Source organism: Nocardia vinacea (genome assembly GCF_035920345.1).
GTDB classification, from domain to species: domain Bacteria; phylum Actinomycetota; class Actinomycetes; order Mycobacteriales; family Mycobacteriaceae; genus Nocardia; species Nocardia vinacea_A.
On the sequence record NZ_CP109149.1, the window covers coordinates 7420959 to 7445192 of the forward strand.

General features: G+C 66.6%; 21 protein-coding genes. 10 read left to right on the top strand and 11 right to left on the bottom strand.

What is annotated here, in order from left to right:
- Window positions 1–106 precede the first annotated feature (106 nt).
- Complete coding sequence (locus OIE68_RS33870) at window positions 107–946, bottom strand: SDR family oxidoreductase (protein WP_327095039.1); 840 nt, start codon at window positions 944–946, stop codon at window positions 107–109.
- A gap of 63 nt (window positions 947–1009) precedes the next feature.
- Here OIE68_RS33870 and OIE68_RS33875 point away from each other — a divergent pair, with 63 nt between their 5' ends.
- The 3 genes from OIE68_RS33875 to OIE68_RS33885 all read left to right on the top strand — a co-directional run bounded on the left by OIE68_RS33875 (window position 1010) and on the right by OIE68_RS33885 (window position 3069).
- Entirely contained in the window at window positions 1010–1408 is a 399-nt protein-coding gene (locus OIE68_RS33875) for a helix-turn-helix domain-containing protein (protein ID WP_327095040.1), read from the top strand.
- 210 nt (window positions 1409–1618) lie between these two features.
- On the top strand, window positions 1619–2569 hold the full coding sequence (locus OIE68_RS33880; RefSeq protein WP_327095041.1) for a GlxA family transcriptional regulator: 951 nt from the start codon (window positions 1619–1621) through the stop codon (window positions 2567–2569).
- Between the two features lie 296 nt (window positions 2570–2865).
- Window positions 2866–3069 carry a hypothetical protein gene (locus OIE68_RS33885; RefSeq protein WP_327095042.1) on the top strand — a complete coding sequence of 68 codons (204 nt, stop codon included), beginning with the start codon at window positions 2866–2868 and terminating at the stop codon, window positions 3067–3069.
- Here the strand turns inward: OIE68_RS33885 and OIE68_RS33890 are convergent, their stop codons facing one another.
- Window positions 3070–4512, bottom strand: coding sequence for an aldehyde dehydrogenase (locus OIE68_RS33890; RefSeq protein ID WP_327095043.1), 1443 nt, complete (start codon window positions 4510–4512; stop codon window positions 3070–3072).
- Between the two features lie 208 nt (window positions 4513–4720).
- Between OIE68_RS33890 and OIE68_RS33895 the strand changes: the two genes are divergently transcribed.
- On the top strand, window positions 4721–5020 hold the full coding sequence (locus OIE68_RS33895; protein ID WP_327095044.1) for a hypothetical protein: 300 nt from the start codon (window positions 4721–4723) through the stop codon (window positions 5018–5020).
- Window positions 5021–5022: 2 nt separating this feature from the next.
- Here the strand turns inward: OIE68_RS33895 and OIE68_RS33900 are convergent, their stop codons facing one another.
- Entirely contained in the window at window positions 5023–5772 is a 750-nt protein-coding gene (locus OIE68_RS33900; protein ID WP_327095045.1) for a class I SAM-dependent methyltransferase, read from the bottom strand.
- 216 nt (window positions 5773–5988) lie between these two features.
- Here OIE68_RS33900 and OIE68_RS33905 point away from each other — a divergent pair, with 216 nt between their 5' ends.
- On the top strand, window positions 5989–7155 hold the full coding sequence (locus tag OIE68_RS33905; protein ID WP_327101914.1) for a glycosyltransferase family 4 protein: 1167 nt from the start codon (window positions 5989–5991) through the stop codon (window positions 7153–7155).
- A 277-nt stretch (window positions 7156–7432) separates the two neighbouring features.
- Here OIE68_RS33905 and OIE68_RS33910 read toward each other — a convergent pair whose 3' ends face one another.
- Complete coding sequence (locus OIE68_RS33910) at window positions 7433–9604, bottom strand: hypothetical protein (RefSeq protein WP_327095046.1); 2172 nt, start codon at window positions 9602–9604, stop codon at window positions 7433–7435.
- Between the two features lie 82 nt (window positions 9605–9686).
- Complete coding sequence (locus OIE68_RS33915; RefSeq protein WP_327095047.1) at window positions 9687–9932, bottom strand: hypothetical protein; 246 nt, start codon at window positions 9930–9932, stop codon at window positions 9687–9689.
- 222 nt (window positions 9933–10154) lie between these two features.
- Between OIE68_RS33915 and OIE68_RS33920 the strand changes: the two genes are divergently transcribed.
- Together OIE68_RS33920 and OIE68_RS33925 are read left to right on the top strand one after the other, a co-directional pair.
- Entirely contained in the window at window positions 10155–11429 is a 1275-nt protein-coding gene (locus OIE68_RS33920; RefSeq protein ID WP_327101915.1) for a polysaccharide biosynthesis protein, read from the top strand.
- Window positions 11426–11791, top strand: a complete 366-nt coding sequence (locus OIE68_RS33925) for a VOC family protein (protein ID WP_327095048.1) — start codon at window positions 11426–11428, stop codon at window positions 11789–11791. Before OIE68_RS33920 ends, OIE68_RS33925 begins: the two co-directional genes overlap by 4 nt.
- Window positions 11792–11860: 69 nt before the next feature.
- On the opposite strand, the gene OIE68_RS33930 is transcribed toward OIE68_RS33925, so the two are convergent.
- Entirely contained in the window at window positions 11861–12967 is a 1107-nt protein-coding gene (locus OIE68_RS33930; RefSeq protein WP_327095049.1) for a DUF3068 domain-containing protein, read from the bottom strand.
- Window positions 12968–13205: 238 nt separating this feature from the next.
- On the opposite strand from OIE68_RS33930, the gene OIE68_RS33935 reads away from it, so the two are divergent.
- Window positions 13206–14420 carry an acyltransferase gene (locus OIE68_RS33935; RefSeq protein WP_327095050.1) on the top strand — a complete coding sequence of 405 codons (1215 nt, stop codon included), beginning with the start codon at window positions 13206–13208 and terminating at the stop codon, window positions 14418–14420.
- 165 nt (window positions 14421–14585) lie between these two features.
- Here OIE68_RS33935 and OIE68_RS33940 read toward each other — a convergent pair whose 3' ends face one another.
- The 5 genes from OIE68_RS33940 to OIE68_RS33960 form a co-directional block, all read right to left on the bottom strand.
- Entirely contained in the window at window positions 14586–15086 is a 501-nt protein-coding gene (locus OIE68_RS33940; protein ID WP_419150600.1) for a DinB family protein, read from the bottom strand.
- 18 nt (window positions 15087–15104) lie between these two features.
- Window positions 15105–19544 (bottom strand): alpha-(1->3)-arabinofuranosyltransferase, encoded by a 4440-nt coding sequence (locus tag OIE68_RS33945; protein WP_419150601.1) that lies wholly within the window; start codon window positions 19542–19544, stop codon window positions 15105–15107.
- Window positions 19545–19603: 59 nt separating this feature from the next.
- A complete protein-coding gene (locus OIE68_RS33950; protein ID WP_327095051.1) occupies window positions 19604–19771 on the bottom strand; it encodes a DUF2613 domain-containing protein in 168 nt (55 codons plus the stop codon).
- Between the two features lie 114 nt (window positions 19772–19885).
- Window positions 19886–20977 (bottom strand): isochorismate synthase, encoded by a 1092-nt coding sequence (locus OIE68_RS33955; RefSeq protein ID WP_327095052.1) that lies wholly within the window; start codon window positions 20975–20977, stop codon window positions 19886–19888.
- A 57-nt stretch (window positions 20978–21034) separates the two neighbouring features.
- Window positions 21035–21514, bottom strand: coding sequence for a universal stress protein (locus OIE68_RS33960; RefSeq protein WP_040697136.1), 480 nt, complete (start codon window positions 21512–21514; stop codon window positions 21035–21037).
- A gap of 148 nt (window positions 21515–21662) precedes the next feature.
- Here OIE68_RS33960 and OIE68_RS33965 point away from each other — a divergent pair, with 148 nt between their 5' ends.
- Window positions 21663–22991 (top strand): ADP-ribosylglycohydrolase family protein, encoded by a 1329-nt coding sequence (locus OIE68_RS33965; RefSeq protein WP_327095053.1) that lies wholly within the window; start codon window positions 21663–21665, stop codon window positions 22989–22991.
- 39 nt (window positions 22992–23030) lie between these two features.
- Entirely contained in the window at window positions 23031–24191 is a 1161-nt protein-coding gene (locus tag OIE68_RS33970) for a glycoside hydrolase family 3 N-terminal domain-containing protein (RefSeq protein ID WP_327095054.1), read from the top strand.
- Window positions 24192–24234: the final 43 nt, after the last annotated feature.

Genomic DNA, 24234 nt, shown 5'->3' on the forward strand with positions numbered 1-24234 from the left:
GCCAATCCCCCCACCCAAGTGGTCGGACTGGACAGGCGATCACGTGGAAACGATGGCGGCAAAACGCGAGAAGCCTCCGCCATCAGGTCCACCTGATCTTGATCGGTCAGCGGAAGTCGGGAGCGTGATCTTGTGCCCACTGGGCGAAGGTGTGGGCGGGGCGGCCGGTGATGTCTTGGATGATGGTTGATACCAGTGGTGGGGTGGTGACTCCGGCTTTCCAGCCGGCCAGGACGGCCTCGACGCCGATCTCCGGCATGGTCTTGCGCAACTCCACACGGGCCTGTTCATCGGAAATCACCTCGAAAGCGATCTCGCGATCGATGGCCGCACCGATCTGCTGTACCTGCTCGCGCAGGGTAAGTGACTCCGGGCCCCAAACGGTATAGGCCTGGCCATGGTGACCGGGCTCGGTCAGCGCGGTCACCGCGAGTGCTGCCAGATCCTTCTCGTGGATGGGTGCGGTCCTGGCGTCGGGATACGGCATCCGGACCGCGCCCTCGTCCCGGATGGATTGCTGCCACCACCAGAGGGCGTTCGTGGCGAACATACCGGGGCGGATGAAGGTCCAATTCAGACCGGACTTCTCGATGGCGGACTCGATGACGCTGTGCATCAAGGCAATTGGATTGCTCGACGCATTGCTCTGCAGCACGGCCCCTGACGAGAGGAACACCACGTGCCGCACCCCGGCGGCCTCGGCCGCTGCCACGAAACCGTCGATCCCCTCGGGCTTGGCGTAGAGGAAGACGCGCTGCGCGCCTTCGAGTGTGGCGGGCAGCGTTTCGGGCTGCTCGAGATCGGTCGCGACGACCTCCGTGCCCGGCGGGAAGCCTGCGGTGGCGGGTGCCCTGCTCGTCGAACGGACCTGTTCCCCTCTCGAAATCAGGCCCTCCACTACGTGGCGACCGACATTGCCTCTGGCTCCGAAAACGACTGTGACCATGGCGGCAGCGTAGGCCGCAGGACTTACCTGTGGTAAGGACATACCTCCAGGTAAGCTCCAGAAATGGCAGTACGTTCGCAGGTCGAGCCCACTACCTGGCAGGGCATGAGTGACGCATTCAACAGTGAGTGTCCGGCGCGCGAGGTGCTCGACCACATCACGAGTCGCTGGGGCATGCTGATCCTGACCGCGCTGACCGACGGGCCGCTACGGTTCTCCGAGTTGCATGCCAAAATCGGTGGTATCAGCGAGAAAATGCTGTCGCAGACGTTGCGCACGCTCGGGCGTGACGGGCTGATCGCGCGCACCGTCGAGCCCACCACGCCACCGCGGGTCAGCTACGAACTCACCGAACTCGGCCTGGGGCTCACCGAGTCGCTGCACCAGTTCCTCGGCTGGATCCGTCAGCACACGGTCGAGGTGATGGCCGCCCAGCGCCGCCACGACCGCCAGCGCCAATGACCTCTCGGTGCTGTCCGAATAGCATGCGTCGCATAGTGATCGGCCATTGCGCATAGGGTATGCGCGGTTCGTGATGGCCAGAGCCTGTGCGGTCACCCCAGGAGTCGGGGCATCTGATCAACAAGTGCGCAAGGCGAGTGCCGCACCGTCGCGGCGCACCGCTGGTGGCAGGGATTCCGGTGATACTCGGATTCGTGCCAAACTGAGGGCGTGAAGCAGGTAGTCGCGCTGGCGCTGGATAGCGTCATGACCTACGACCTGGCCTGCGCGGTCCAGGCATTCCGCCACGGGCCGGGCAAGACAGGGGAATCGGTGGGGTTCGAGATGCGGACCTGCGGAGTGCGGCCGGGGCCGGTGTGGACCCCGAACGGTTTCGAACTCCGCGTCGACGAGGGGCTCGAGGCGTTGGCGAGCGCCGACATCGTGGTGGTTCCGGGAATCGGGTTGCCCACGCTGCCGCCGGCCGACGAGGTGCTCGATGCGCTGCGGGCCGCGTCGGAGCGAGGCGCGACCATGGTGAGCATTTGCGTCGGCGCGTTCATCCTGGCGCGGGCAGGACTCCTGGACGGGCGGCCGGCCACCACCCACTGGGCGTATTGCGATGAATTCGCTGAACTGTTCCCAGCGGTAAAGCTCGACCCCGCCGCACTTTACGTGGACGACGGAGATGTGCTCACCTCGGCGGGGTTGTCCGCGGGAATGGACCTATGCCTGCATATCGTGCGTCGTGAGCTGGGTGCGGGTGTGGCGGCCGATTTGGCCCGCTGGAATGTGACACCACCGCACCGCGAGGGCGGTCAGGCGCAATACATTCCGGATGCCTTGGGCGACAATGACTTCCCCGGCGTCCTGGCCGCGACCATGGCCTGGGCGGCGGCGAATCCGGCGGCAGTGCCGGATGTTTCTGCGCTTGCTGGACATGCGCTGATGAGTGAACGCACGTTTATCCGCCGATTCAAAGCTGAGGTGGGCACCACGCCGCGGCGCTGGTTGGAGGCGCAGCGCACCGTGCACGCTAGAGAATTGCTGGAGACTACCGAACTGCCCGTCGAAGTTGTTGCGGCACAGTCCGGATTCGGTAGCGTCACCGCGTTGCGGGTGCATCTGCGCGCGGCGACCGGTACGACGCCCGCCGGTTATCGCCGGTCGCTGCGCCGCTAGCGGATTTCGTCGGCGAATGCGCGTACCAGGCGGTATCGATCGGCCGATGTTCTCGGATTGTCGGATCTGAAGCCGTCGGTGCGCTACGGTTGATTTGCCCGGAGGTGCTTCGTATTAATAAGAAGTCTGTCCGGGAGGGGCTTATGCTTCGCGTGTTTTCCGTCTCATGACCGACCAGTTCGATTGCCAATTGTTAACTATCTGACTTAGATCGACTGAACTACTTCCCTTTCGACTCGCGAGTCCGCCTACCTGCGGTCAGCGATGAGATCGACGCGTGAGAGGTGGTTGGAAACATGACCGATCTGGAAATCGGCCCGTTGGCGGTGCCGCAGGTCGAGCTGGCGACCGCGAGCACCCCGCTGCGGCGCGCTGCCGGACGTTTGCAGGATGCGCTGCCGTCGGGTTGGCAGGTCGAAATCGTCGACGCCGGTGCGCCGAGCATCGTCGACGCACCGGACCGTCAGCCGGTAGTCCGGGTGGTTATGTCGGGGGCTTGACTACCCCGTCCATCCCATCGGCATCAGCAGGGACTTCTGCTCGCAGAATGCGTCCAGACCCTCTGGTCCGTTCTCCCGGCCGAGGCCGGAGTTCTTGTAACCGCCGAACGGCGAGCTCGGGTCGAATGCGTACCAATTGATCGCGTAGGTTCCGGTGCGCACCCGCGCCGCGATTTCCGCGCCGTGCTCGATATCGGCGGTCCAGACCGAGCCGGCCAGGCCGTATACGGAATCGTTCGCGATGGCTACCGCTTCGTCCTCGGTCTCGTATGGGATGACCGACAGGACCGGGCCGAAAATCTCCTCCTGCGCAATCGTCGACTTGTTGTCGACATCGGCGAAGATGGTCGGCTCGACGAACCAGCCGCGGTCCACATCCGCCGGGCGGCCGCCGCCGAGCACCAGTCGCGCGCCCTCCTCCTTGCCCTTGGCGATATAGCCCTCGACACGGTCGCGCTGACGTTCGGAGATCAGTGGGCCGAAGGTTGTCGCCGGATCGGTGGGATCGCCGGTCTTCAGCGTCTGCACGTGCTCGACCAGCGCGTCCAGGATCTCGTCGTAGCGGCCGCGCGGCGCGAGAATGCGGGTCTGCGCGACGCAACCCTGGCCGCTGTTCATCAGACCGGAGAAGGCGAGCACCGGGATATTGGCGATATCCATATCCGGCAACAGGATTGCCGCCGATTTACCACCGAGCTCGAGCGAGACGCTCTTGAGCTGTCCGGTCGCAATGGCACCGATCTTGCGACCGACCGCGGTGCTGCCGGTGAAGGTGACCTTGTCGACGCCCGGATGCGAGACCAGATACTCCGCGGCATCCGCCTCGGCGGGCAGGATCGACAGCACACCCTCGGGCAGGCCCGCCTCGGTGAAGATTTCCCCGATCTTGTTGGCGGTCAACGGAGTCAGCGGCGCGGGCTTGAGCACCACCGTGCATCCGGCGAGCAATGCGGGCGCGAGCTTATTGGCCGCGAGGAAAAGCGGGACATTCCATGCCGTGACGGCCGCGACCACACCGCGCGGCTCCCGCGAGACCCGTGCGGTGCCGAACAGGCCGGTGCGGGTTTCGTTCCAGGGAAAGGACTCGGCCAGTCCGGCGTACGCGTCGAGCGCGGCCACCGCCGGAATCTGGTTGAGCGTCATGGCGATCATCTGCGGCGCGCCCATTTCCGCGGTGAGCGTGGCGAGCAGATCGGCCGAACGCTCCTCGATCAGGCGCGCGGCGCGCGTCAGTACCTGGGCGCGCTCCGCGGGCGGTGTGGACGGCCACGGACCGTTGTCGAAGGCGTGCCGGGCGGCGGCTACAGCGGCGTCGACGTCGGCGCGACCGACCACCGGGACGCTGCCCACCGGCTCGACCGTCGCGGGCGAGATGACCTGGAGGCGCTCGGTGGCGGCGGGTGCGGTCCAGCGGCCGCCGATGAACAGGCTGTCGTAATGCATGAGAACACGTTACAGTTTTGTGGCCCGATTGTCTGTAACGTGTTCCAGTTTTCCGTCCGTCCGTCCGTCTGAACAGCGCGAATTCCAACCTGTCGGTTCGCTTTTCAGAGAACGCACTATTGCGTTCCGTTGTTGCACCGGTCATGCTGTAGCTACTGATCAGCTCGCTCGATTCATGAACCGATTACGCAATTGGGGAGTCAGAGTCATGGCGGTGCAAGTGATCGGTCAGTCGCGGATGACCAGCGACCAGACCGAGCATCAAGCTAAAAGTGTCGGCGCAGGTGGATGGGTGGTTTCCTTCCTACCGGGCCGGACGCTGACCATCGAGCAGGCAACCGCCGCGATGCAGGCCGCCGAGGCGGTCGCCGTCGTCGGAATGCTGGCTGATCAGGTCGGCCTGACCACCCTGGAGACGGTCGGCTTGGCCATTCAGGAATCGCCATGGGCAGTGACGATCAACGCATGCGGGCGCAGGAGCTGGCGCCGGGGCTGGCTGGAGAAGTAGCACTACGGCTTGGTGGCCACTACCACCAGATTGCTCACCAGTAACTCTCGTAGCACGGGTACGCGAACCACCCACCATGCCCAACGCGGGTGATAGCGGGGGAAGACGATGCGCACATCTGCGGAAGTGCCCGCCGCCCAACGCAACCCGGCGGCAGCGCCGACCGCGAACAGCGACTTGCCGAAGCGGTTCTTCGGTTCCCGGCCGGTCTTGCGACGGTATCGGCGCGCTGCGTACTCACCACCGACGTAGTGCCACGGCCCTGTTTCGTGGCCGCCGAACGGGCCGTGCCACACCGTGTACGAGAGCACGATCAAGCCGCCTGGACGGGTCACGCGGACCATTTCGTCGGCCATGACCCACGGCTGCGGCACATGCTCGGCGACGTTCGAGGAGAAGCAGATGTCGACCGCGTTATCCCGGAACGGCAGCGCCATACCGGACCCGCGGACCGCGCCCGCTACCGAGAGTCCGGCGGCGTGCATCTCCGATGGGTCGGGTTCGACGGGGATGTAGCGGGCACCCGTCTTGACGAATTCGTCGGCGAAGTAGCCGGGGCCGCCGCCCACATCCAGGATGGTCGCGCCCGCGAGGCCGTGTCCGGTGACATCTGCGTAGAAATCGCCGATCATCGCCGCACTGTCGCCGGCCAGACCGCCGTAGAACAGTGCGGGATCGGTCTGCTCGAACCGGAAACTGCCGAGCAGTCGCAGCGACCGGCGCAAGGTCGCCCGCCGCGCGAACCGGGACATGGCTCGTCCACGCCGTGGGGCAGGCGCCGCCACGGCCCCGGCTGGCTCGGTTTCAGCACTCGGCACGGCGCAGAGTCTCGCATAGTGCGGGCAATGCGCCGCAGTCCCGCCTGCCTGGGGTGGGAATTCCCGCGCGGTGCGGATTGGCCGGTTGGTCGCGCGGGTTAGGGTGTACGGCGATAATCCGTGACCCTGCTGACCGAGAGAAGCTCCACCGTGCGCGAAGTCCTCCTGCTGTGCTGGCGTGACACCGGGCACCCGCAGGGCGGCGGCAGCGAACGATACCTGGAACAGGTCGGCGCGCAGCTCGCCGCGCGCGGGGTCAAGGTAACCCTGCGCACCGCGCGTTATCCGGGCGCGCCTAAGCGGGAGCGGATCGACGGCATCGATATCAGCCGGGCGGGCGGCCGATTTTCCGTCTATCCGCGGGCGCTGGCCGCTATCGCATTCGGACGGCTCGGCATCGGGCCGCTGCGGGGTCTGCGGCCCGATGCGGTGATCGATACGCAGAACGGGATCCCGTTTTTCGCGGGTGCGGCGACGCAGGCACCGTCGGTGGTGCTGGTGCATCACGGACATCGGGAGCAGTGGCCGGTCGCCGGACGGTTCGTCGGGCGGATCGGCTGGTGGATCGAATCGCGGCTCTCGCCGCGGCTGCATCGGCACAACCAATACCTGACCGTTTCGCTGCCCTCGGCCGAGGAACTGGCCACGCTGGGGGTGGACGGTTCCCGGATCGCGGTGGTCCGCAACGGCGCCGAACCCGTTCCAGTGGACGCGCCGACCGGCTGCGCGGAGACGCGCACCGAAGAGCCGCGCATCGTGGTGCTCTCGCGGTTGGTGCCGCACAAGCAGATCGAAGACGCGTTGGCGGTTGTCGCGCGACTACGCGGTCGGATTCCCGGCCTGCGGCTCGATGTGATCGGCGACGGCTGGTGGGCGGACAATCTGAAGGCCGACGCCCGCCACCTCGGCATCGCCGATGCGGTCACCTTCCACGGCCACGTCGACGAGCGACGCAAACACGAATTGCTCGCACGCGCTTGGGTACATGTGCTGCCCTCGCGCAAGGAGGGCTGGGGCCTCGCGGTCATCGAGGCGGCGCAACACGGGGTACCGACGATCGGCTACCGCAGTTCGCGCGGACTCACCGATTCCATTGTCGACGGGGTGACCGGGGTGCTCGTCGACGATGTGAGCCAGCTCTGCGAGTCCGTCGGTGAACTCGTCGACGACACCGAGGCGCGCGCTGTCATGGGGGAGAAGGCGCGTGCCCGCGCGCGTGAATTCTCTTGGGAGCAAACCGGGAACGGCGTGTACGCCGTGCTCGCGGCCGCGGCCCGAGGTGAGCACAGCTCGGGTCTTATCCCGCCCGGGCCCTGATCGGTTGTGGGTCGCGGTCATACGACGAACTCGTCGTTGACCGGCAATGCGTATGCGGGCGTTCGGGATGTCGTGGCCCGTTGAATCGATCTCCGAAGTCGGTGCGCAGTGCGGTCTGTTGCTCCTGTTCGGCTGACAGTGCGCGGCGTGCTCCCGGCGGGTGCCAGCTGGGGAGGTCGCCGATGTCGAATGTCATAGGCGTTGTAGGCCTGCCGATCCGCGCCCTGCCCTGAGTGTGCGTTGTGGTCTTATTTGTGTGCGTGCGCTGCCGCTCGGGTCAACAGCGTGGGCGCAATATGGCCGCGAGCAGCAGACCACCGACTAGAAGGGCGGCCCAGAGGATGTGGGCGGCGCAGGCGATCACGCGGTGCGCGGACTGTGATTCTTCGAAATGGTCGGTGGCGTCGGGGACTCGGTACAGCGCCAGTTGGGAGTCGGCGTAGACCGAGTCCAACTGGGCGAGTGTTGTTTTCGACTCGCCGAGCGGTCCGGGTGTCGTGCGTTCGACGAGGACCCAGCCGACCCCGAGCTCACCCAACCGCCGGGCCGAATCACCATGCAGCAGTGCGGTTTCCACCTCCCGCGCCCGGGTGCCCTCACCAGCTACGGTGCGCCCGTGCACCGGAAGCTCGCCGGTCTGCAGCACATCACGCGGCAACATTCGCGGCGCCGGATCCAACACCGCCACCCTGCCGCTGTACGGAAACTTCCGAAACATCCCACCGGGCAACACCGCGACATCCCCAGGCCCATCGATCCGCTCCGCGACCCGCTGCCAGCCGACCGGATAATGCACCGGCTTCAGTGCCCCACCCACACCCCAGGCCAAATCGAACAGTGGCAGCACCAGCAGCGCGATGAATACCGTTGCGGCCAAGGCCATTCCGGGCGGGCGGGCGGACTCCTTCGGTGCGGCGCTATGCGCTGCGAAGCGCACTGCGACCGCTCGACACCCAGCGGCGGCGCACAGCACGTACGCAGGCATGGCAAGCGCCACATACTTCTGCGTATCCCGCAACAACCCCGCCCCGGGCACATGACCGACAAGCCACTCCAAGCCGCTCATACCCCACGACGTCGCCCCCAATGCGGGCAGTAGGACGGCGAGAGCCGCAAGTGTCAGCAGTGCGCGACCGACTCGCAAGCTCTCACGATCGATACCGCTGGTCGTGGCACTGTCGCCAGCGGCAGTCGCGTCGTTGCCGGTGGTCGATGCGGCGATTGTCGCGGCCTCGGGGTGCGTCGAGTTTGTGGCGTCGCCGACGGGCGTTGCGTCGACGCTGGATGTCTCGGCCGCCTCGCGATTCGAACTCGCGTCGCCTATGTCGGATTCGACGGCATCGAGGCGGCAGGTTCCGGTATCGCCTGACGTTTCGGCAGCCGAGGCCGGCGAACGGGTTGTGGCGGTGTCGGATTCATCGGCAAGTGCAGTGCTGGTCGAGGGCGTGGACCGATCAGCGGTATGGCCGTTTGTAGCGCCTGTCTTGATACCCGCGGTGGTGCGGATGCCGATGGCTACGAGGGTCAGGAGTATTGCGGTGGCGATCAGAGAGAGGGGGGTGGTGCGGGAGTCGGGGACCGAGTCGGCGTTCCAGATTCCGCCGAGTCCGGCCAGGGAGCCGAGGGTGCCGAGGGCGGGTTCGGCGCGGGCGGCGAAGGCGGCGATTCCTGCCGGGTCGGAGGGTTCGGAGCCTGCGCCGGACAGTGCCGTCGCGGTCAACCACGGTGCGGACGTGGCCAGCAGCAGCGCAAGCGCTCCAAGTAGATTTCGGCGCCCGACCAGGACCATGGCGGTGCAGCCCGCCAGCAGCGCACCCGTCGGGGTCAGTCCCGCGGCCGCGAAGCATCCAGCCAGAGCCGCCCACGAACTCACGGCACTACTGCGCGCAGCGGACTTTCCGCTTCGGCTCGGGGCCGCCTCGGCGGTCGGCTCGAGTGGCGGCTTCTTGCGGGAAGCGGCGTCCGGGTTGACCGAACAGCGGATTCGGTAGGCGGCCAATGCGGTCCAGGGCAGGGCTGCATATCCGGTCAGGAGGCTCCAGTGGCCTTGTAGGAGACGTTCGGCGACGTATGGGTTCCACATGGCGACCGTCACGGCGACCAGTTGCGGGCCGGTCGATACCCGGAGCAATTCGCGGGACAGGACTGCGGCGCCGAATCCGGCAGCCCACAATGCGACGAGCAGTATTGCCTTGACGATCGAACCGCCATCGATGAGCGGTGAGAGCGCTGCCAGCAGCGCATCCTGAGGGACTGCGCGTGGGGCCGCGGCGCCGAGACCGAGCGCGGAGTCCGTCAGGTAGGAACGCGGTGTGCTCACTGCGTCGCGCAGCAGAAGGTAGCCCGGCCCGAGCAGTGGGCCTGCGATGAGAAGCGCCAGCAGACCGCTGTAACCGGCGGGGACGAACCTTGCCCACCGGGTGCGTCGAGCCAGGCCGCTGCCACTCACGCCTGTGCACCTTACGTACCGACGAGCAAACCGCCACCTTCCGGTCCCGAGCGCCTGTTATGGGCATCCCCTGCAGGGCGACTCAATGCCGCCCTTGCAGAGCCGCACGACGTTCGACCGCCCGCACTGCGGGAAAGTCGGCGGCGAAGCCGCGCAACAGTTGCAGTGTCTCGTCGACGGGGCGACCCGTGGTCGCTGTGTCGATCGCGCCGTACAAGCGTTCTTCCACCTGCGCCACCTCCACGGCGAGCCGGCGTCCGGCGGATGTGAGGCCGAGGGTGATCTGGCGTCGGTCGATTGAGCCGGCCTGCTTATCGATCAGGTCCATAGCGACGAGTCGGTCGACGAGTCGGCTCGGGCTGCCACCGGTCTCGGCCTTGCTCCACGGGATCTGCCCCTCGTGATCATGCGGTGAGGCCAGATTGTGGGCGTGAGCGCGCAGGGCCGGGCGCGTGCGGGGTGCGGGGTGGTGGGGTGGGACGATTGCCGCGTGCCTGTCGTCCGTCGTCTCCCCGTCGTGGCGGATCTGACGTTGGTCACGGCAGGGGCGATGACGGCCAATGTGGCGGGATATCTGCTGCAGATGCTGGCCAGCCGGTGGTTGGGGATCACCGGATACAGCGAATTCGCCAGCCTGCTCGCGGTGCAGCTGTTGTGTGCGGTACCCGCACTGGCGTTGCAGAACGTGGTTGCCAGGGAACTGGTGCGCGGGTCGAGTGTGGCGGCACTGCGCGGGTTGCAGTGGCGGTGTGCGGTGATCGTTGCTGTGGTCGCCGCGGTACTGGTACCGGTTGTGACGGCAGTGCTGAACGTCGGCGTACTCGCGAGCGCGGCCGCCCTCGGCGCGGCCCCCGCCTTGGTCCTGCTATCCGGTGAACAGGGAATCCTGCAGGGCAGCAGACGCTTCCGAGCCCTGGCCGTAGTCCTGGGCGCGGCCGGTGTAGCGCGCGTGGTCCCGGCGTTGGTGGTCCTCGCGGCGGGCGGCGGCACAGCTCCCGCATTGTGTGCGGCCGCCACCGGAATCGTTGCCGCCGCCGCGTTCGCCCGCTCGACCGCAGGCTCGCCCCCATCACGCGTTCGCCCCGCGACGGAACGATCGCCGGATGTTACCTCCGAAGGGCTGCCAGGTCGCGCTGCCGCCGAAGGACCGATGTCCGGATTCGCAGTCGAAGATGTGGGAACTCGAGATGACGGTCGGTCGCCATCTCGGGGTGTGCGTTCCGCCGGGGTGTTGCCGGTGTTGCGGGCGGCGCAGGTGCAGGCGGCGTTGATGGCATTGTCGTCGGCGGATTTGATCGTTGCGCGAATAGTTTTGGACGAGGCGGATGCGAGCCGGTACGCGCTGGGGGCGATCGCGGCGAAGATCGCGTTCTGGCTGCCGCAGGCCGTGGGAGTCGTGCTGTATCCGCGGATGGCGCAGCCGACGCATTCGGCGCGTGCGATCCGGGATGCACTGGCGGTGCTGTCGGGCATCGGAATCGTGGCGGTATCGGGCGCTGCCCTGGCGGCACCGGTCGCGCCATTGTTCGCGGGACAGGATTACGCGCCGATCCAAGGCTTGCTGTGGTTGTTCGCCCTGCAAGGAGCCATCCTCGCGGTGCTGCAGGGTGCACTGCTTTCGGCGATCGCGGTGGACCGCACCGCCCTCGCCGCGGTGACCTGGCTCGGCCTGGTGGTCGAGGTGGTCCTCATGGCCTGCTTCGCCCGCTCGGTACCGACGCTGATCATCACCGCGGTCGGTGTCGCGGCCGCTACCACCATGTTCGTGGCGGTGATCGTATTGCGTACCGCGGAGCCGTCTGCTCACCTAGCATCACCAGCATGATCACCGCCGTGCACACGCTTGTCTACGCGGAGGATCCGGACGCGGCCCGCGCCTTCTTCCGTGACGTTCTCGGCTGGCCGAATATCGACGCCCACGCCGGGTGGCTGATTTTCGGGACGGGGCCGAGTGAGCTCGGGGTGCATCCGGCGGATGGGCCGCCGCGTCACGAGATTTCGTTGATGTGTGATGACATCGAGCAGACGATGGCGGAATTGGGCGGGCGTGGGGCGGAATTCGTGGGTGAGATCGCCGAGCGGGGTTTCGGGCGCTGCATCGATATGAAGATTCCCGGCGCGGGAGTGATGCTGCTGTATCAGCCGTCGCATCCCGTTGCCTACCCGCTGGGTCCGTCCGCGCCCTGAACAGACCTACGCGAAAACGAACTCGGCTCCCCGACATAACGCCGGGGAGCCGAGTAGGCGGACTAACCGTCAGAGATTCTTCTGGATCCTGATCTGCTCGGTCGGAGCATCATCCCCACGGCGACCCGGCCCACGTCGACCCGCACCGGCCGGAGCGGCCCCGCCGCGGATTCCGAGGAACACACCGCCGACCACGGCGATCACACCGAGCACACCGAGCACGATCGGCATGATCCGGCCGTACAGCGACAGCTTGTCGATGTTCTCCTTGGCCACCGAGATCTGCGATTCGACGGTGTTCTCGTCGAAGACGAGGTGCGACTTCAGCGCGGTGACGTCCGGGTGGTCGCCGCTGCGCGCGTAGTACAGGTGGATCTGCTCGCCACCCTTGATCACCGTGCCGGTCTGCGGCTCGACCCACAGGTCGCGGGTGTCGGTGTAGAAGCGGGTCATGGTGACCGGGTCGTCGCCCTCGAGGCCCCACTTCGAGGCGGGCAGGCTCAGCTTGTTGGACGGCGACTGGATCACGTCCCACAAGTTGGTCACCGGGACCGACATCTGGAAGTGGTAGACCTTCATGTCGTTGATCTCGGACTCTTCGATGAACTTGGCGTCGTAGGACTTACGCGCATTGACATCGAAGTACGGGTAGCTCTTCTTCTCGGTGTCGATCGGGAAGCGGTACTGCAGACCGGTGTGCTGGACCGGGTCGGCGATGCTCTGCATGTCCTTGTTCACCGTGACAGCGATGGAGCCGTTGGGGTCCTTGGCCACCGGATCGCCGGTCTTGCGGTCGATGGTGACCCGGTCGACGGTCGCGGTGAGCAGACCGGTGTCGCCCTGCTTATCGATGCGCCGCAGGGTCTGACCGGCCTGGACGGTCATCTCGGTGGCGTCGGAGGGCTCTTCGACGGTGAGGAACCGCTGCGAGATCAGCGGCACATTCGTGTCGATCTTGGCCGCGCCCTCCGGTGCGGTGAGCGACTTGGAGTCCAGGACCAGGCTGTCCTCGCCCGGCTGGTTCGTCGCGATGGTGGTGATCTCGAGGTCGAGCGGAGTTTTCGCCAGTTTGCTGACGGTGTAGGTCGGGATCATCACCGCTGCGACGATCAGCAACGCACCCAGACCCACGAGCAGGCAGGCCACCGTCCTTCTGGTTCCGGCACTCAGTGCCATGCAAACTCTCCTCGTCGTAGAACACAGGTCTGTACGGCGAGTACTGCGGGCACGCCGCGGCACTCGTGAGCCCCGACACTAACAGCCCGATGGCGTACCATGCGGTGCCGAGGCCGGATTCGACCCAGAAATCGCCCGAGTTTAGCGCGAAATCTGAAACGTTGGGTTACCAGCTGGTAGAGGATACTCGTAGCGACTGCTTGCAGGTCGCTCGAAAGGACCTGCAGACTGGAGTTCGATGACCGCCACCCTACCTGCGCCGACCACCGACGCACCCGCGCGTACACGCGGTTTCGTGCCCGCCTTGGAAGGTATGCGCGGAATGGCCGCACTCGGTGTGCTGCTGACCCACGTCGCATTCCAGACCGGCGCCGCGAATACACCTGTGCTCGGGCGGATTTGGGGACGGTTCGATATGGCGGTCGCGGTGTTCTTCGCGCTGTCCGGATTCCTGCTGTGGCGTCCGCATGCGGCGGTCGCGCGTGGGCTGGGGACCGCGCCGTCGGTCGGCCATTACTTCCGGCATCGGGCGGCGCGCATTCTGCCCGCGTATTGGGTTGTGGTCGCCGCGGTGCTGATCCTGGTGCCGAGTGCGGCTGATACCGCTGGCCTGCGGGTATGGGCTTCGAATCTGGCGTTGACGCAGGTATTCGTGCCGCTCACGCTCACCGATGGACTCACCCAGATGTGGAGTCTGTCCGTCGAAGTGGCCTTCTATGTCGTGCTGCCGCTGCTGGCATTCGCGGCGGTGCGGTTGCGTGGCGATGCCGCGCGCTGGCGCATCCCGGCGATCCTCGCGCTCGCGGTGGTGTGTCTGGGCTGGAACTTCATTCCGGTGCCGACTCCCGACGCCATTCACGCCGATAATTGGCTGCCCGGATATCTGCCGTGGTTCGCGGGCGGCATGTTGCTCGCCGAGCTCGTCGACAATAGCGATCAGCTATCACCGCGGCTTCGGCTGCTCGCCAATCAGCCGGTGATGTGGAGCATCGCGCTGGTCGCGTTCCTGATCTCCGCCACCGACCTGGGCGGTCCCGCCGGGCTGACGCGAGCCGAGCCCTGGCAGTACGCGGCGAAGATGGGTTTCGGCACGATCATCGGTTTCGCGCTGCTCGCTCCGCTGGTGCTGCGCCCGCCCGGCGCGCGTCCACATCGCTGGTTGGAATCCGGGGTCGGCGCGATGATCGGGCGCTGGTCCTACGGCATCTTCCTCTGGCATCTCGCGGTGCTCTCGGTGGTGTTCCCGATTTTCGGAATCCTGCCGTTCGGTGGCAACTTCGGCAAGGTGCTCATCCTGACGATCGCGATCACCCTCCCGATCGCCGCGGCCAGCTATGCGCTCATCGAGGAACCGGCGCGCCGGTTCGCGCGTGATCGCGATCGCGCCAAGGCGGCGCGCTCGGCTACGGCTGATGCGACCGTGACGGAAGCGCGCGACGAGACGATTGGCTGACCGATTCGGGCCCGCGGCAAGTGAATTGTTCACGCTCGGTGACTGTCAGCGGGTGACTGCGGGGCTCGGCGTCGCGCCTGTGGCAAGTGAATTGTTCACGCTCGGTGACTGTGAGCGGGTGGCCGCAGGGCTCGGTGTCGCGCAATCGGGCGGTTGTGGGAGTGATCAGCTGTCGAGCTGGCGGCGGATGTCGAGCAGATGGTGCCGGAGCTCGTGCAGCGTGTGCAGGGCGAGCCAACGCAGTGGACGTTCCTGGCGCTGCGGGAAGTTGTAGATGATGCTCCGGTCCCAGTCCGCGCGTGTCAGCCGATCGAGGACGTTGGCGAAGAGCAGGGCCGCATCGTCGAGTTGTCGGGCGACATCGGCCGGCTGCTGCTCGTTGTACCCGTCGTGCTCGACGCGTTCATCGCGACCCATCGGCTCGAGCGCCGGAGTATCGACCCGGCGCGCGAGCAACACCCGTTCCCGTTGGGCGAGTAGGACATCCCGCACATGGCAGGCATACTCCAACGGCGACCACACATCCGGCGCGGTGCGCTGCCGAAGCACCCGACCGCCACCGGCGAGCAGTGCCGCGTATTCCGCTGCGTGGCCCCTGGTCAGCGCCGACACCTCGGGAACCAAGGCCGGGTGGTACTCGAATCCGCACTCCGCGCAGTCCGTCACCTATTCGAGGCTATTCCCTCAGCGATGGTCACGCCGGACGGGCAGCGCGGCAATGCCGACGGCGATCACGGCGAGCAGTGCGGGTATTTGCACCCACAGCGAGCCGCCCATGTATCCGCCTGCGGCGCGCCATGGTCCGGTGGACAGGGCTGCCGCCGCGGTGGCGGTGCCGAGGCCCGCGACGGCGGTGAGGACTTTCGGCTTCATCCGTGCGGAGAACCGAGTGGCGGCGAGCGCGACCACCGTCAGTACGGTGCCGACCGGTCCGGCGATGACTGTGGCGACAGCAGCGATTCCGACCGCGCCGAGAATGCGATTGCCCCAGGTGGTCGGAGGCGATGCGCCGTCGCCGGTTTGATCGGCTGCGCGCACGTTGGAGTCGGCACGGCTGCGCGTACCAGGCGGATTTCGAGTGGCGTCTGTGCCCGCGGGTGAATTCGGCTCCGGCCCAACTTTTACCGGGATCCGGCGCTTGCGGGGGATGGCGATCAGGATCAGCGGGATGAGCAGCAGCAGGCCGCCGAAGATACTGAGGCGGTACCAGCGGTCGATGGGGAATGAGACGGTGATGGGATTCGATCCGGCGGCGTAGTCGTCCGGGAGCAGCCAGCCTTGCTGCCAGCCGTTGACCACGACCGGATCGAGTTCTTTGCCGTCGGCGGTGCGCGCTTGCCAACCGACATTGGTACTGAGCGGCAGGACGAGGAGCTGTCCCGGTGTCGTCGTCGGCGCGGCGGGGTCGAAATCGGCGCGGTTCAGGCGAAGTCGGTCTACGAAGAATAGATCCGTCGGTGCGACCGTGACGTCCGCGCGCCCCGCAGCCACCGGGATCGTGTCGGTGGATTCGAGACCGCTGTCGGCCGCATCCGGTGTGCCAGCTGCACTCGGGCCATTACCGCCTGCGGTGTCGGCTGAACCGAGACGGGTATTCCCGGTGTCGGCCAACTCGGGAGGGAGTTCCGAATCCGCGCAAATGCGGGCGGGAACCGGTGCACCAGAACGCAATTCATCAGCAGTCGCGGTGACGGACGTATGCACGAAACGTCCACCGAGTGCAATCGTCGGCCCCTGCGCACACGGGACGGTGATCAGCCGATTCCCTGGGGCGGGCGCTGGGTAATCGGGACCGAGTACCGCTACCTCGGCGAGACCGGGCGGCTGCGTCTGGGCGAATCCGAGGGCGGTGCGGTCGAGTACCGGCTTCCAGGTCTGAATGCTCAGTTCGATGCGATCGGTCACGGTGGGCTGCAATGAGACTCGGGTCGACTCGCCCGGTTCGATCTCGCGAACCTGTGGGCCGTTGCCGAGATTTACGACTATCGAAAGAGGTGCGGCGGGCAGTTCGCCGAGCGACGGTGTCACGTCCAAACCTGTCACCAGCGCCGGTTCGGGCAATTCCAATGTGAGTGTCGGTTTGCCGCCCGCCAGATTCCGCACCGAATCCTCCGGCGCGGTCCAACTCGTGCGCGGATCCCCATCGGTGGCCGCGAAGGCGGAACCACGGAGGTCGCCGACGTCTGCCTTACCCCGGGCGACGGGATGCGTATGGTCGGTGAGCAGCGCCTCGAGCGCCGGACCCGGTCGAGTCCGCACGGTCAACTGCGGCGTCACACTCACCGGTTCCGGTACCGACAGCGTGCGTTCGAACGTGCCGGGTTCCTCGGGTGCCAGGGCGAGTCCCTTACTGCACCGCACCCGGTCCGGCGCATCGAAACACGCACTACGCCCGGGAAATTCCTGGCCGAGATCCCAGCCCCGCACCTGCGCGCCGGCCGAGGTGGGCGGCAGCACGGTCCGATGCCGAATATCGACCCGCACCGGCGCATTCCGGTTGGTGTAGTCGTCCAGAGTCAGCTCGCTGATTCCGAATTGCCCACCGCGCGTACCGTCCTCGGTGCGGATGGCGGTGATGGTGAGCCAGTCCGTCTTGCCCGCTGGCAGCGAAATCGATACCGGCATACCAGGTTCGGGAATCCGCGCGGACACACTCCCGTTCGCGGTCCGTACCTCGACCCACTTCACCGGATCGCCGATCGCGGCCGCGCTGGTGGTCAGCTGCAGCAGCCCGGAGCTGATCGGATGGTCGAGATCGAGCCGAAGCCATTGTCCCAGTGCGTGTTCGGCGCCATTGCTGATCCACGCGGTCGACGGATCACCATCGACAACCGCGGCCGTCGAACTGCCGGGCGCGGAGCCGCCCAACTGTGTGGCGTCGGCGGCGGAACTCGATGCGGTGACCGTCGCCCCCGACCATTCCCCGCGCACCAATTCCGCACCGGGTACGGGATAGTCGGGCACTAGATTGTGCGTGCGGCGCGCATCGTCGGGCGCGCGCAGCGCGGAATTGTGATTGTCCACCCGACCGAAGTCGGCCTCCCGGTCCATCGGCGTATCCGTCACCGTCAACGGCCCGATCGGCAATCCGGCCGCCGCCGCATCGGATGCGAGAAGTGTCGGCGCGGTTGCGGGATCACGACGCAATCGTTCGAGCACTTCTGGCCCGCCCTGAACCGTCCCAACCGAGGTCATGGGCACCGTGTAGGCACCGGGGAATGATGTCGGCGCGCCTGTGCCGCTGTGAATCTTTATCGGAGTGCCCGCAGGCGATGCCTCGACGCGATAGATCTCGACCGCCGGATACGCGGGGCGCAGATCACCATCGGCGACCAGACCATCGGGTCTGACAGTCTCGATCGGGTTGCCGAATTCGGCCACCCTGTGCAATCCCGGCGACCCGTTGATCGCCTGATGTGCCAACATCGGCCGGGTCGAACGTGACGTCTCCGGATCGAGATCGTTGCGCAACACCAGAATTCCGATGCCCTGCTCGGCCAGCGTCGCGGCGAGTCCGGTCGACGGCCTACCGTCGGCGATCAACCGCTGCACCGAATCCATGGCCCGGATGGTGCCCGGCGGGTTCAGCGGCACCGCATCCCGGATGGCCCACGGCGCACTCGCGAGTGCCTGCAGCGGTTCGTCGCGGGTGAGGCCCCACACCTGACTGCCGAAAGGGGCGCCGGGCACAACCAGCGCTCGGGTATCGGAGGCATTGTGGGACAACCACTCCGCCGTCTGCTTCCAGTACCCCGGCACCTCGTCATAAGCGCCGCGCGGTGCCAGCTTCCCGGTCCAAGCCAAGGAGGTGGACAGTGCGAGCGCGGTGAGGATCAAGGCGGCGACGGCGACCGACTTATCGCGCTCGGGATGGGCGAAAGCGCTGCGCCACACCGGCATCGGGACGGACGCCGGAAACGGCACCTTGCTCAACATATGAGCGAGACCGAGCACCAGCGGAATTCGGATCAGCGGTTCCAGCTTGTGCACATTGCGCAGCGGCGCACCCCCGGCATCCAGGAATACCCGCACCGAATCCGCGAACGGCCCGCTCAGTTCACCGACAAATCCGGCACAGATTCCGACCAGCCCGACCAGCAGGATAAGCGCGAGACGCCCGCGATACGGCATGGACCGCATCGCCAATCCGGCCATACCCGCCGCCGCGAGCAGTCCGGTGGCCAGCACCGCGGCGGGCTGGGTCACCAGCACCGCGCCCGCGATCCGCTCCGGCGAGACGAACGGCGTCCAACTGTCCGTGCCGCGCAGCACTTCACCCAGCGACGCCCATTGCGTGGTCACCCCCGAGGATTCGATGTAGTCCAGGAACGGCGGACTCACCTTGCCGAGCACCAGCAACGGCACCGCCCACCAGAATGTGGCGAGCACCAGCAGCGGTATCCAGGCCCGGGTGAACCGCCACCAGCGCCGGTTCGGCCGGTACGACGCCCACCACAGCAGCGCGGGCAGAAATGCGGCGACCGTCGCCACCGCATTGACCGCACCCATCAATGCCAAGGCCAGCGCACTACCGGCGGGCGACGCCGCGCCGCCGCGCCGGTTCCGATAGGCGGTGCCCAGCGCGGCGGGCGCGAGTAGCACCCACGGTGCGAGCACCATCGGCAGCGTCTCCGAGGAGATCGAACCGAGCGTGGTCAGCACCCGCGGTGACAGTGCGAATGCGGCCGCCGCCACGATCCGCGATCCGCGTGAGCCGATGCCGAGCGCTTCGCAGAGCCGCACGATGCCCCAGAATCCGGCGAGCAGCAGCAACGCCCACCAGATCCGCTGCGTCACCCAGGCAGGCAGACCGAGGACATGTCCGGCCGAGAAGAACGCGCCGTGCGGGAAGAAATACCCGTAGGCCTGGTTCTGCACCTGCCCCATCGGAGCCTGACTACTCCACAGGTGGGCGGCGCGTTCGAGGAAACCCAGCGGATTCTGCGTCAGGTCGTATTTGGTGTCGGCGACCGTCAGGCCGGGCGCCTGGAGAAAGGTGAGCAGGAACGCCGCGACCACGGTCCCGACGAACCAGCCTCTGCCCAGCGGGGCGCTCGCCGCGCCGGAGGTACCGAGCGAGTCGGTTGGTGAAGCGGGAGGCGGTGTCGAATCTGCGGTGCTCACCGGCCCTCCGTGCTTATGCGGGCCGCCGCCTACGGGCCTGCCGCTCGCACCGCGTGGGATCAGCGGCTGCCGTACTCAACGTTGTTGAGTAGCGAGGAGGTGGAGTCGGTGCGCTCGATATCGGGCCGCGTGTTCTGCTGCACTGCCATCGTGATGACGAACACCGCGATCACGCCCAACACGGCGCCGGCGACCGCACTCGCAACACCAGGGACAGCAAACTTCATCGCGGCACTCCAATACATCGATGCAGGCACATTCTGGGCCAACCTAGCAGGGCCGAGCACGATCACCTACGTTCAGGCCACCGATAGCGGAACCGAATAGCGGGCGCGGGTCGCTCAGCTCGGGATGGCGCAGTGCAAACTGCCGAGCAATGTGCGCAGTTTGGCGGTGGTCTCGTCCAGCTCGGCATGCGGATCCGAAGCGGCCACGATGCCGCCGCCGGCGAAGGCGCGGATCGAGCGCCCGTCGGCGGCGATTTCCGCACTGCGAATAGCGACCACCCATTCGCCGTCGCCGTACGCGTCGCACCAGCCGACCGCGCCGCCGTAGAAGCCGCGTTCCTCTTCTATATGCGCGATGGTGTCGAGGGCGAGATCGGTCGGCGTGCCACAGACCGCGGGGGTGGGATGCAGCCGGAGCGCCAAGTCGAGCGCGGTCGTCGCGGGATCGCGTAGGCGACCGGTGATCGGAGTGGCCAGATGCCAGACCTCGTGCGTATTGATCAGCTGCGGGCCGTCCGGAATGGTTAGTTCCGCGCACACCGGCGCGAGCACCTCCCGAATCCACTCGATGACGAACGCATGCTCATCACGATTCTTGGTGCTGGCCAACAACTCTCGCGCCTGCGCGGCATCGGCATCCGGATCGGCGAGGCGCGGCAACGTCCCCGCGAGCGGATGCAGCGTGACGGTCGCGCCATGCCGTGCGACCAGTACCTCCGGGGTGGCGCCGACCAGCGTCGCACCCGGCCGGCCCGCGGCCGTCAGGTCGACGGCGAAAACATTCGCATGCGGATGCCTGGTCAGCAGATGTCCCGCGACCAACTCCGGTTCCAGCGCGCTATCGGCTTCGGCCAGCACCGATCGAGCGGCCACGACCTTGCGCAGCGGCTGCGCCGGATCGTTCAGCTGCTCGACCAATTTCGTCACCCGCGCGACATGCTCTGCCGGACTCGGTATTTCGGTGATGACCCGAACGGCGGGCAAGTCCGGCAGTGCCGCGGGCCGCCATGGCCCGACAGTGCGCTGTGCCTGCTCGGGCACGCAAAGCGCGGCCGAATTCCGGGGATCGAACGGCAGGGCGCCGACGATCAGCTCGGCGGCCCCGTCCCGCAGCGCCGCCACCGCCCGTGCCGCTTCGTCGAAGGCGACCCGGGTCCCCGACGCGCGGATCACCCCACCGGGCTGAGCGAGCAAGAAACCGTTCATGATCCCTCGACCCTAACCCCGCAAACCCGGGGCAGAGCCACCCGAGCGACCCAAATCTCAGCGACTCGGTTCCTTACCCGGCGGCACCATGAGCACCGGACGGTGGCAATGCTTGAGTACGGCGTCGGCGACGCTGCTGTGCATCAGCGCTCGAATACCGGTGGCGCCGCGCGTTCCTGCCACGATGATGTCGACGTCCAGGTCGTCGGCGGTTTCGACGATGGCGTTCCAGATCGTCGACGTGCACTCCGCGGTACGTGCCTCGGCGTTGAGACCGGCGAGTTTGGCCAGGCGGACGCCCTCGATATTGATATTGCGGGCGTCGACATAGGCGACGTCCTCGATCTCCTCGTCGGGCACCCATTCCGGCTGCATCACACCGGAAAGTCCGGACAGCCGAGCGGCCTGGCGCACCATCGGTTCCCAGGCGGTGAGCACCACCGCTCGGTTCGCCGCGAGGAACCGGCCGGCGTATTCGATGGCCCGCTTGGCATTTTCGGAACCGTCATAGGCAATGAGCATGAGATCGCACGGCACGATGACCTCCAGGTAGGAGTCATTTGGCTACGCCACAACATTACTCCGGACAACCCCGTCACGAGGTATTGCCGCGCGCGGATAATCTGCTGCGGGAACGGATTGAACGGCGGAAAAACCGACTGGGCGACACGGACCAGGAGCGGATATGCCCGATGCGAACGAACTGGTGTTCTTCGGCAGGCACGAGATCGACCCGCGGACGCTGCTGTTCTATGAATGGCGGCAGCGGCTCGAATCGGGCTATCCGGTGGCCGACTTCGAGTCCAGGGTGCGCGCACTCGTCGCCGCCGATCACGTCGAACCGGCCGAATACTGGGCGGTTTTCGATCGACTGGAAAGCGTCGAACGCGATCCCGACTGGGGTTATGACGAATCCGAAACCGCGGCACCGCAGTCGGTAATCCGGCCGGTCGCGCCGATATCCGAACTGTTCGAGCGGATCCACGGCGGATGGCTCGGGCGCTGCGTCGGCTGCACGCTCGGTAAACCCCTGGAAAACGGATTCGTATGGACGCCCGCGCGAATCCGCGCCTATCTCGAGCGGGCCGACGCCTATCCGCTGACCGACTATGTGCCCGCATTATTGCCACCGTCGCCGGAATATCCGTTGAATCCGACCTGGCCGGTATCGGCGAAGGGCCGCATCGACGGTGCACCGCGCGATGACGATGTCGATTACACCGTGCTGGGTTTGCACCTACTGGAAACGTGCGGAACGAATTTCACACAATCCGATGTCGCGGATGCCTGGTTGGCACATCTGCCATTTCTGCAGACCTACACCGCGGAGCGGGTCGCTTACCGCAATCTGATCGCGGGTCGGAAACCGCCGGAGGTAGCCAGGTATCGAAATCCATACCGCGAGTGGATAGGTGCGATGATCCGCGCGGATATCTACGGTTACGTCAACCCGGGTAATCCGGTGCGCGCCGCCGAGCTCGCCGCCCGCGATGCCGGGCTTTCACATACCGGCAACGGCGTGTACGCGGCGATGTGGGCTGGCGCATTGGTAGCGGCGGCTTTCACCGCCGAAGGCATACCGGATGCGCTTTCCGTTGCCCAGCAATGCATTCCGGAACGTTCGAGGTTGCACATCGCGGTCGCCGAAGTGATCGCGGACCATGACGGCGGCATGTCATGGGAGCAGGCTCTGGAAGCCATTCACCGCCGCCACGACCATTACAACTGGGTGCACGCCATTCCGAACGCCTGCCTCGTCACCGCCGGTTTACTCTGGGGCGCAGGCGATTTCACCCGCACCATCGCGCTGACCGTGCAGGGCGGTTGCGATACCGACTCCAATGGCGCGACGGCGGGTTCGGTCGCTGGTATCCGCGCTGGTGACCGCGGAATCCCGACCCACTGGACCGATCCGTTCCACGACCGACTGCACAGCGCGGTCTTCGGTCACGACGGCAGCCGAATCTCCGACCTGGCCCGCCGGACGCTGCGACTGGCCGCTAGCCATACCTGAGTCGGACCGCCCGGAGCGTGCCGATTACCGTGGACTCTTATGCGGAAGACGCCTCTCGTCCTGCTCGCAATCCTCGCCGCCGTCGCGACGGCGTGCTCGAACGGCGACTCCAGCCCCGCGCCGTCGAAATCCGCGATTCCCGCCGCGACGGCCGGTTCCGCGGCTCCCGCCACCACCACCGCCAAAGGTGACTGCGGTGCCGACTACCTCGCGAAACTCACCCTGCGCGAGAAACTGGGGCAACTGCTGACGGTCGGTGTCACCGGTGCCGACGACGCCACGAATGTGGTGCGCAATTCACAGGTCGGCGGCATTTTCGTCGGTGGCTGGACCGATAAGTCGCTGCTTGCCGACGGCCTGATCAAACAGGTCAAGGCCGCCGCCAAAGTGCCGCTGCTGGTGACCATCGATGAGGAGGGCGGCCGGGTCTCCCGGGTCAAGGATCTGATCGGTCCGGCCCCGTCGGCCCGGGTGACCGCCCAGACCATGACCGCGGAGCAGTTCCACGACGCCACCGTGACCCGCGGCCGCGCATTGAAGGATCTGGGCGTCACGGTGGACTTCGCCCCGGACGTCGATGTGAGCAGTCAGCCAGACGACTCCGTCATCGGTGACCGGTCCTTCTCCGACGATCCCGCGGTGGTCACCGAATACGCCGACGCCTATATCCGTGCCATGAACGAGGTCGGCGTCGGCACGGTAATGAAGCACTTCCCCGGCCACGGCTCCGGATCGGGCGATTCGCACACCGGCGCCGTCCGTACTCCGCCGTTGACGCAGCTGCAGAGTGTCGACCTCGTGCCGTTCCGCAATCTGGTCGACTCCGGCGCCGCTGCCATGGTCGGCCACCTCGACGTACCCGGCCTGACCACCCCCGATGTCCCTGCCAGCATCAGCCCGCAGGCCATGGCGCTGCTGCGCGATGGCACCGGCTACGGCGCGGCCCCGTTCCAGGGTCCGATCTTTACCGACGACCTCGGCGGCATGGCCGCCATCACCAGCCGGATGAGCATCGAGGACGCGGTCGAGGCGGCGCTCATCGCCGGTGCCGACAATGCCTTGTGGATCACCACCGATGCGGTGCCGCAGGTGCTGGATCGCCTCGAGCAGGCGGTATCGAGTGGACGCCTGTCCGCCGACCGGGTCGACGCGTCGGTGCTGCGGATGGCTCGGTACAAGGGTGCGCTGCAGCCTTGCTGACGTTCGGCCTTTCCAGCGGCCCCGCAAGCAGTCGCTAGCGGCC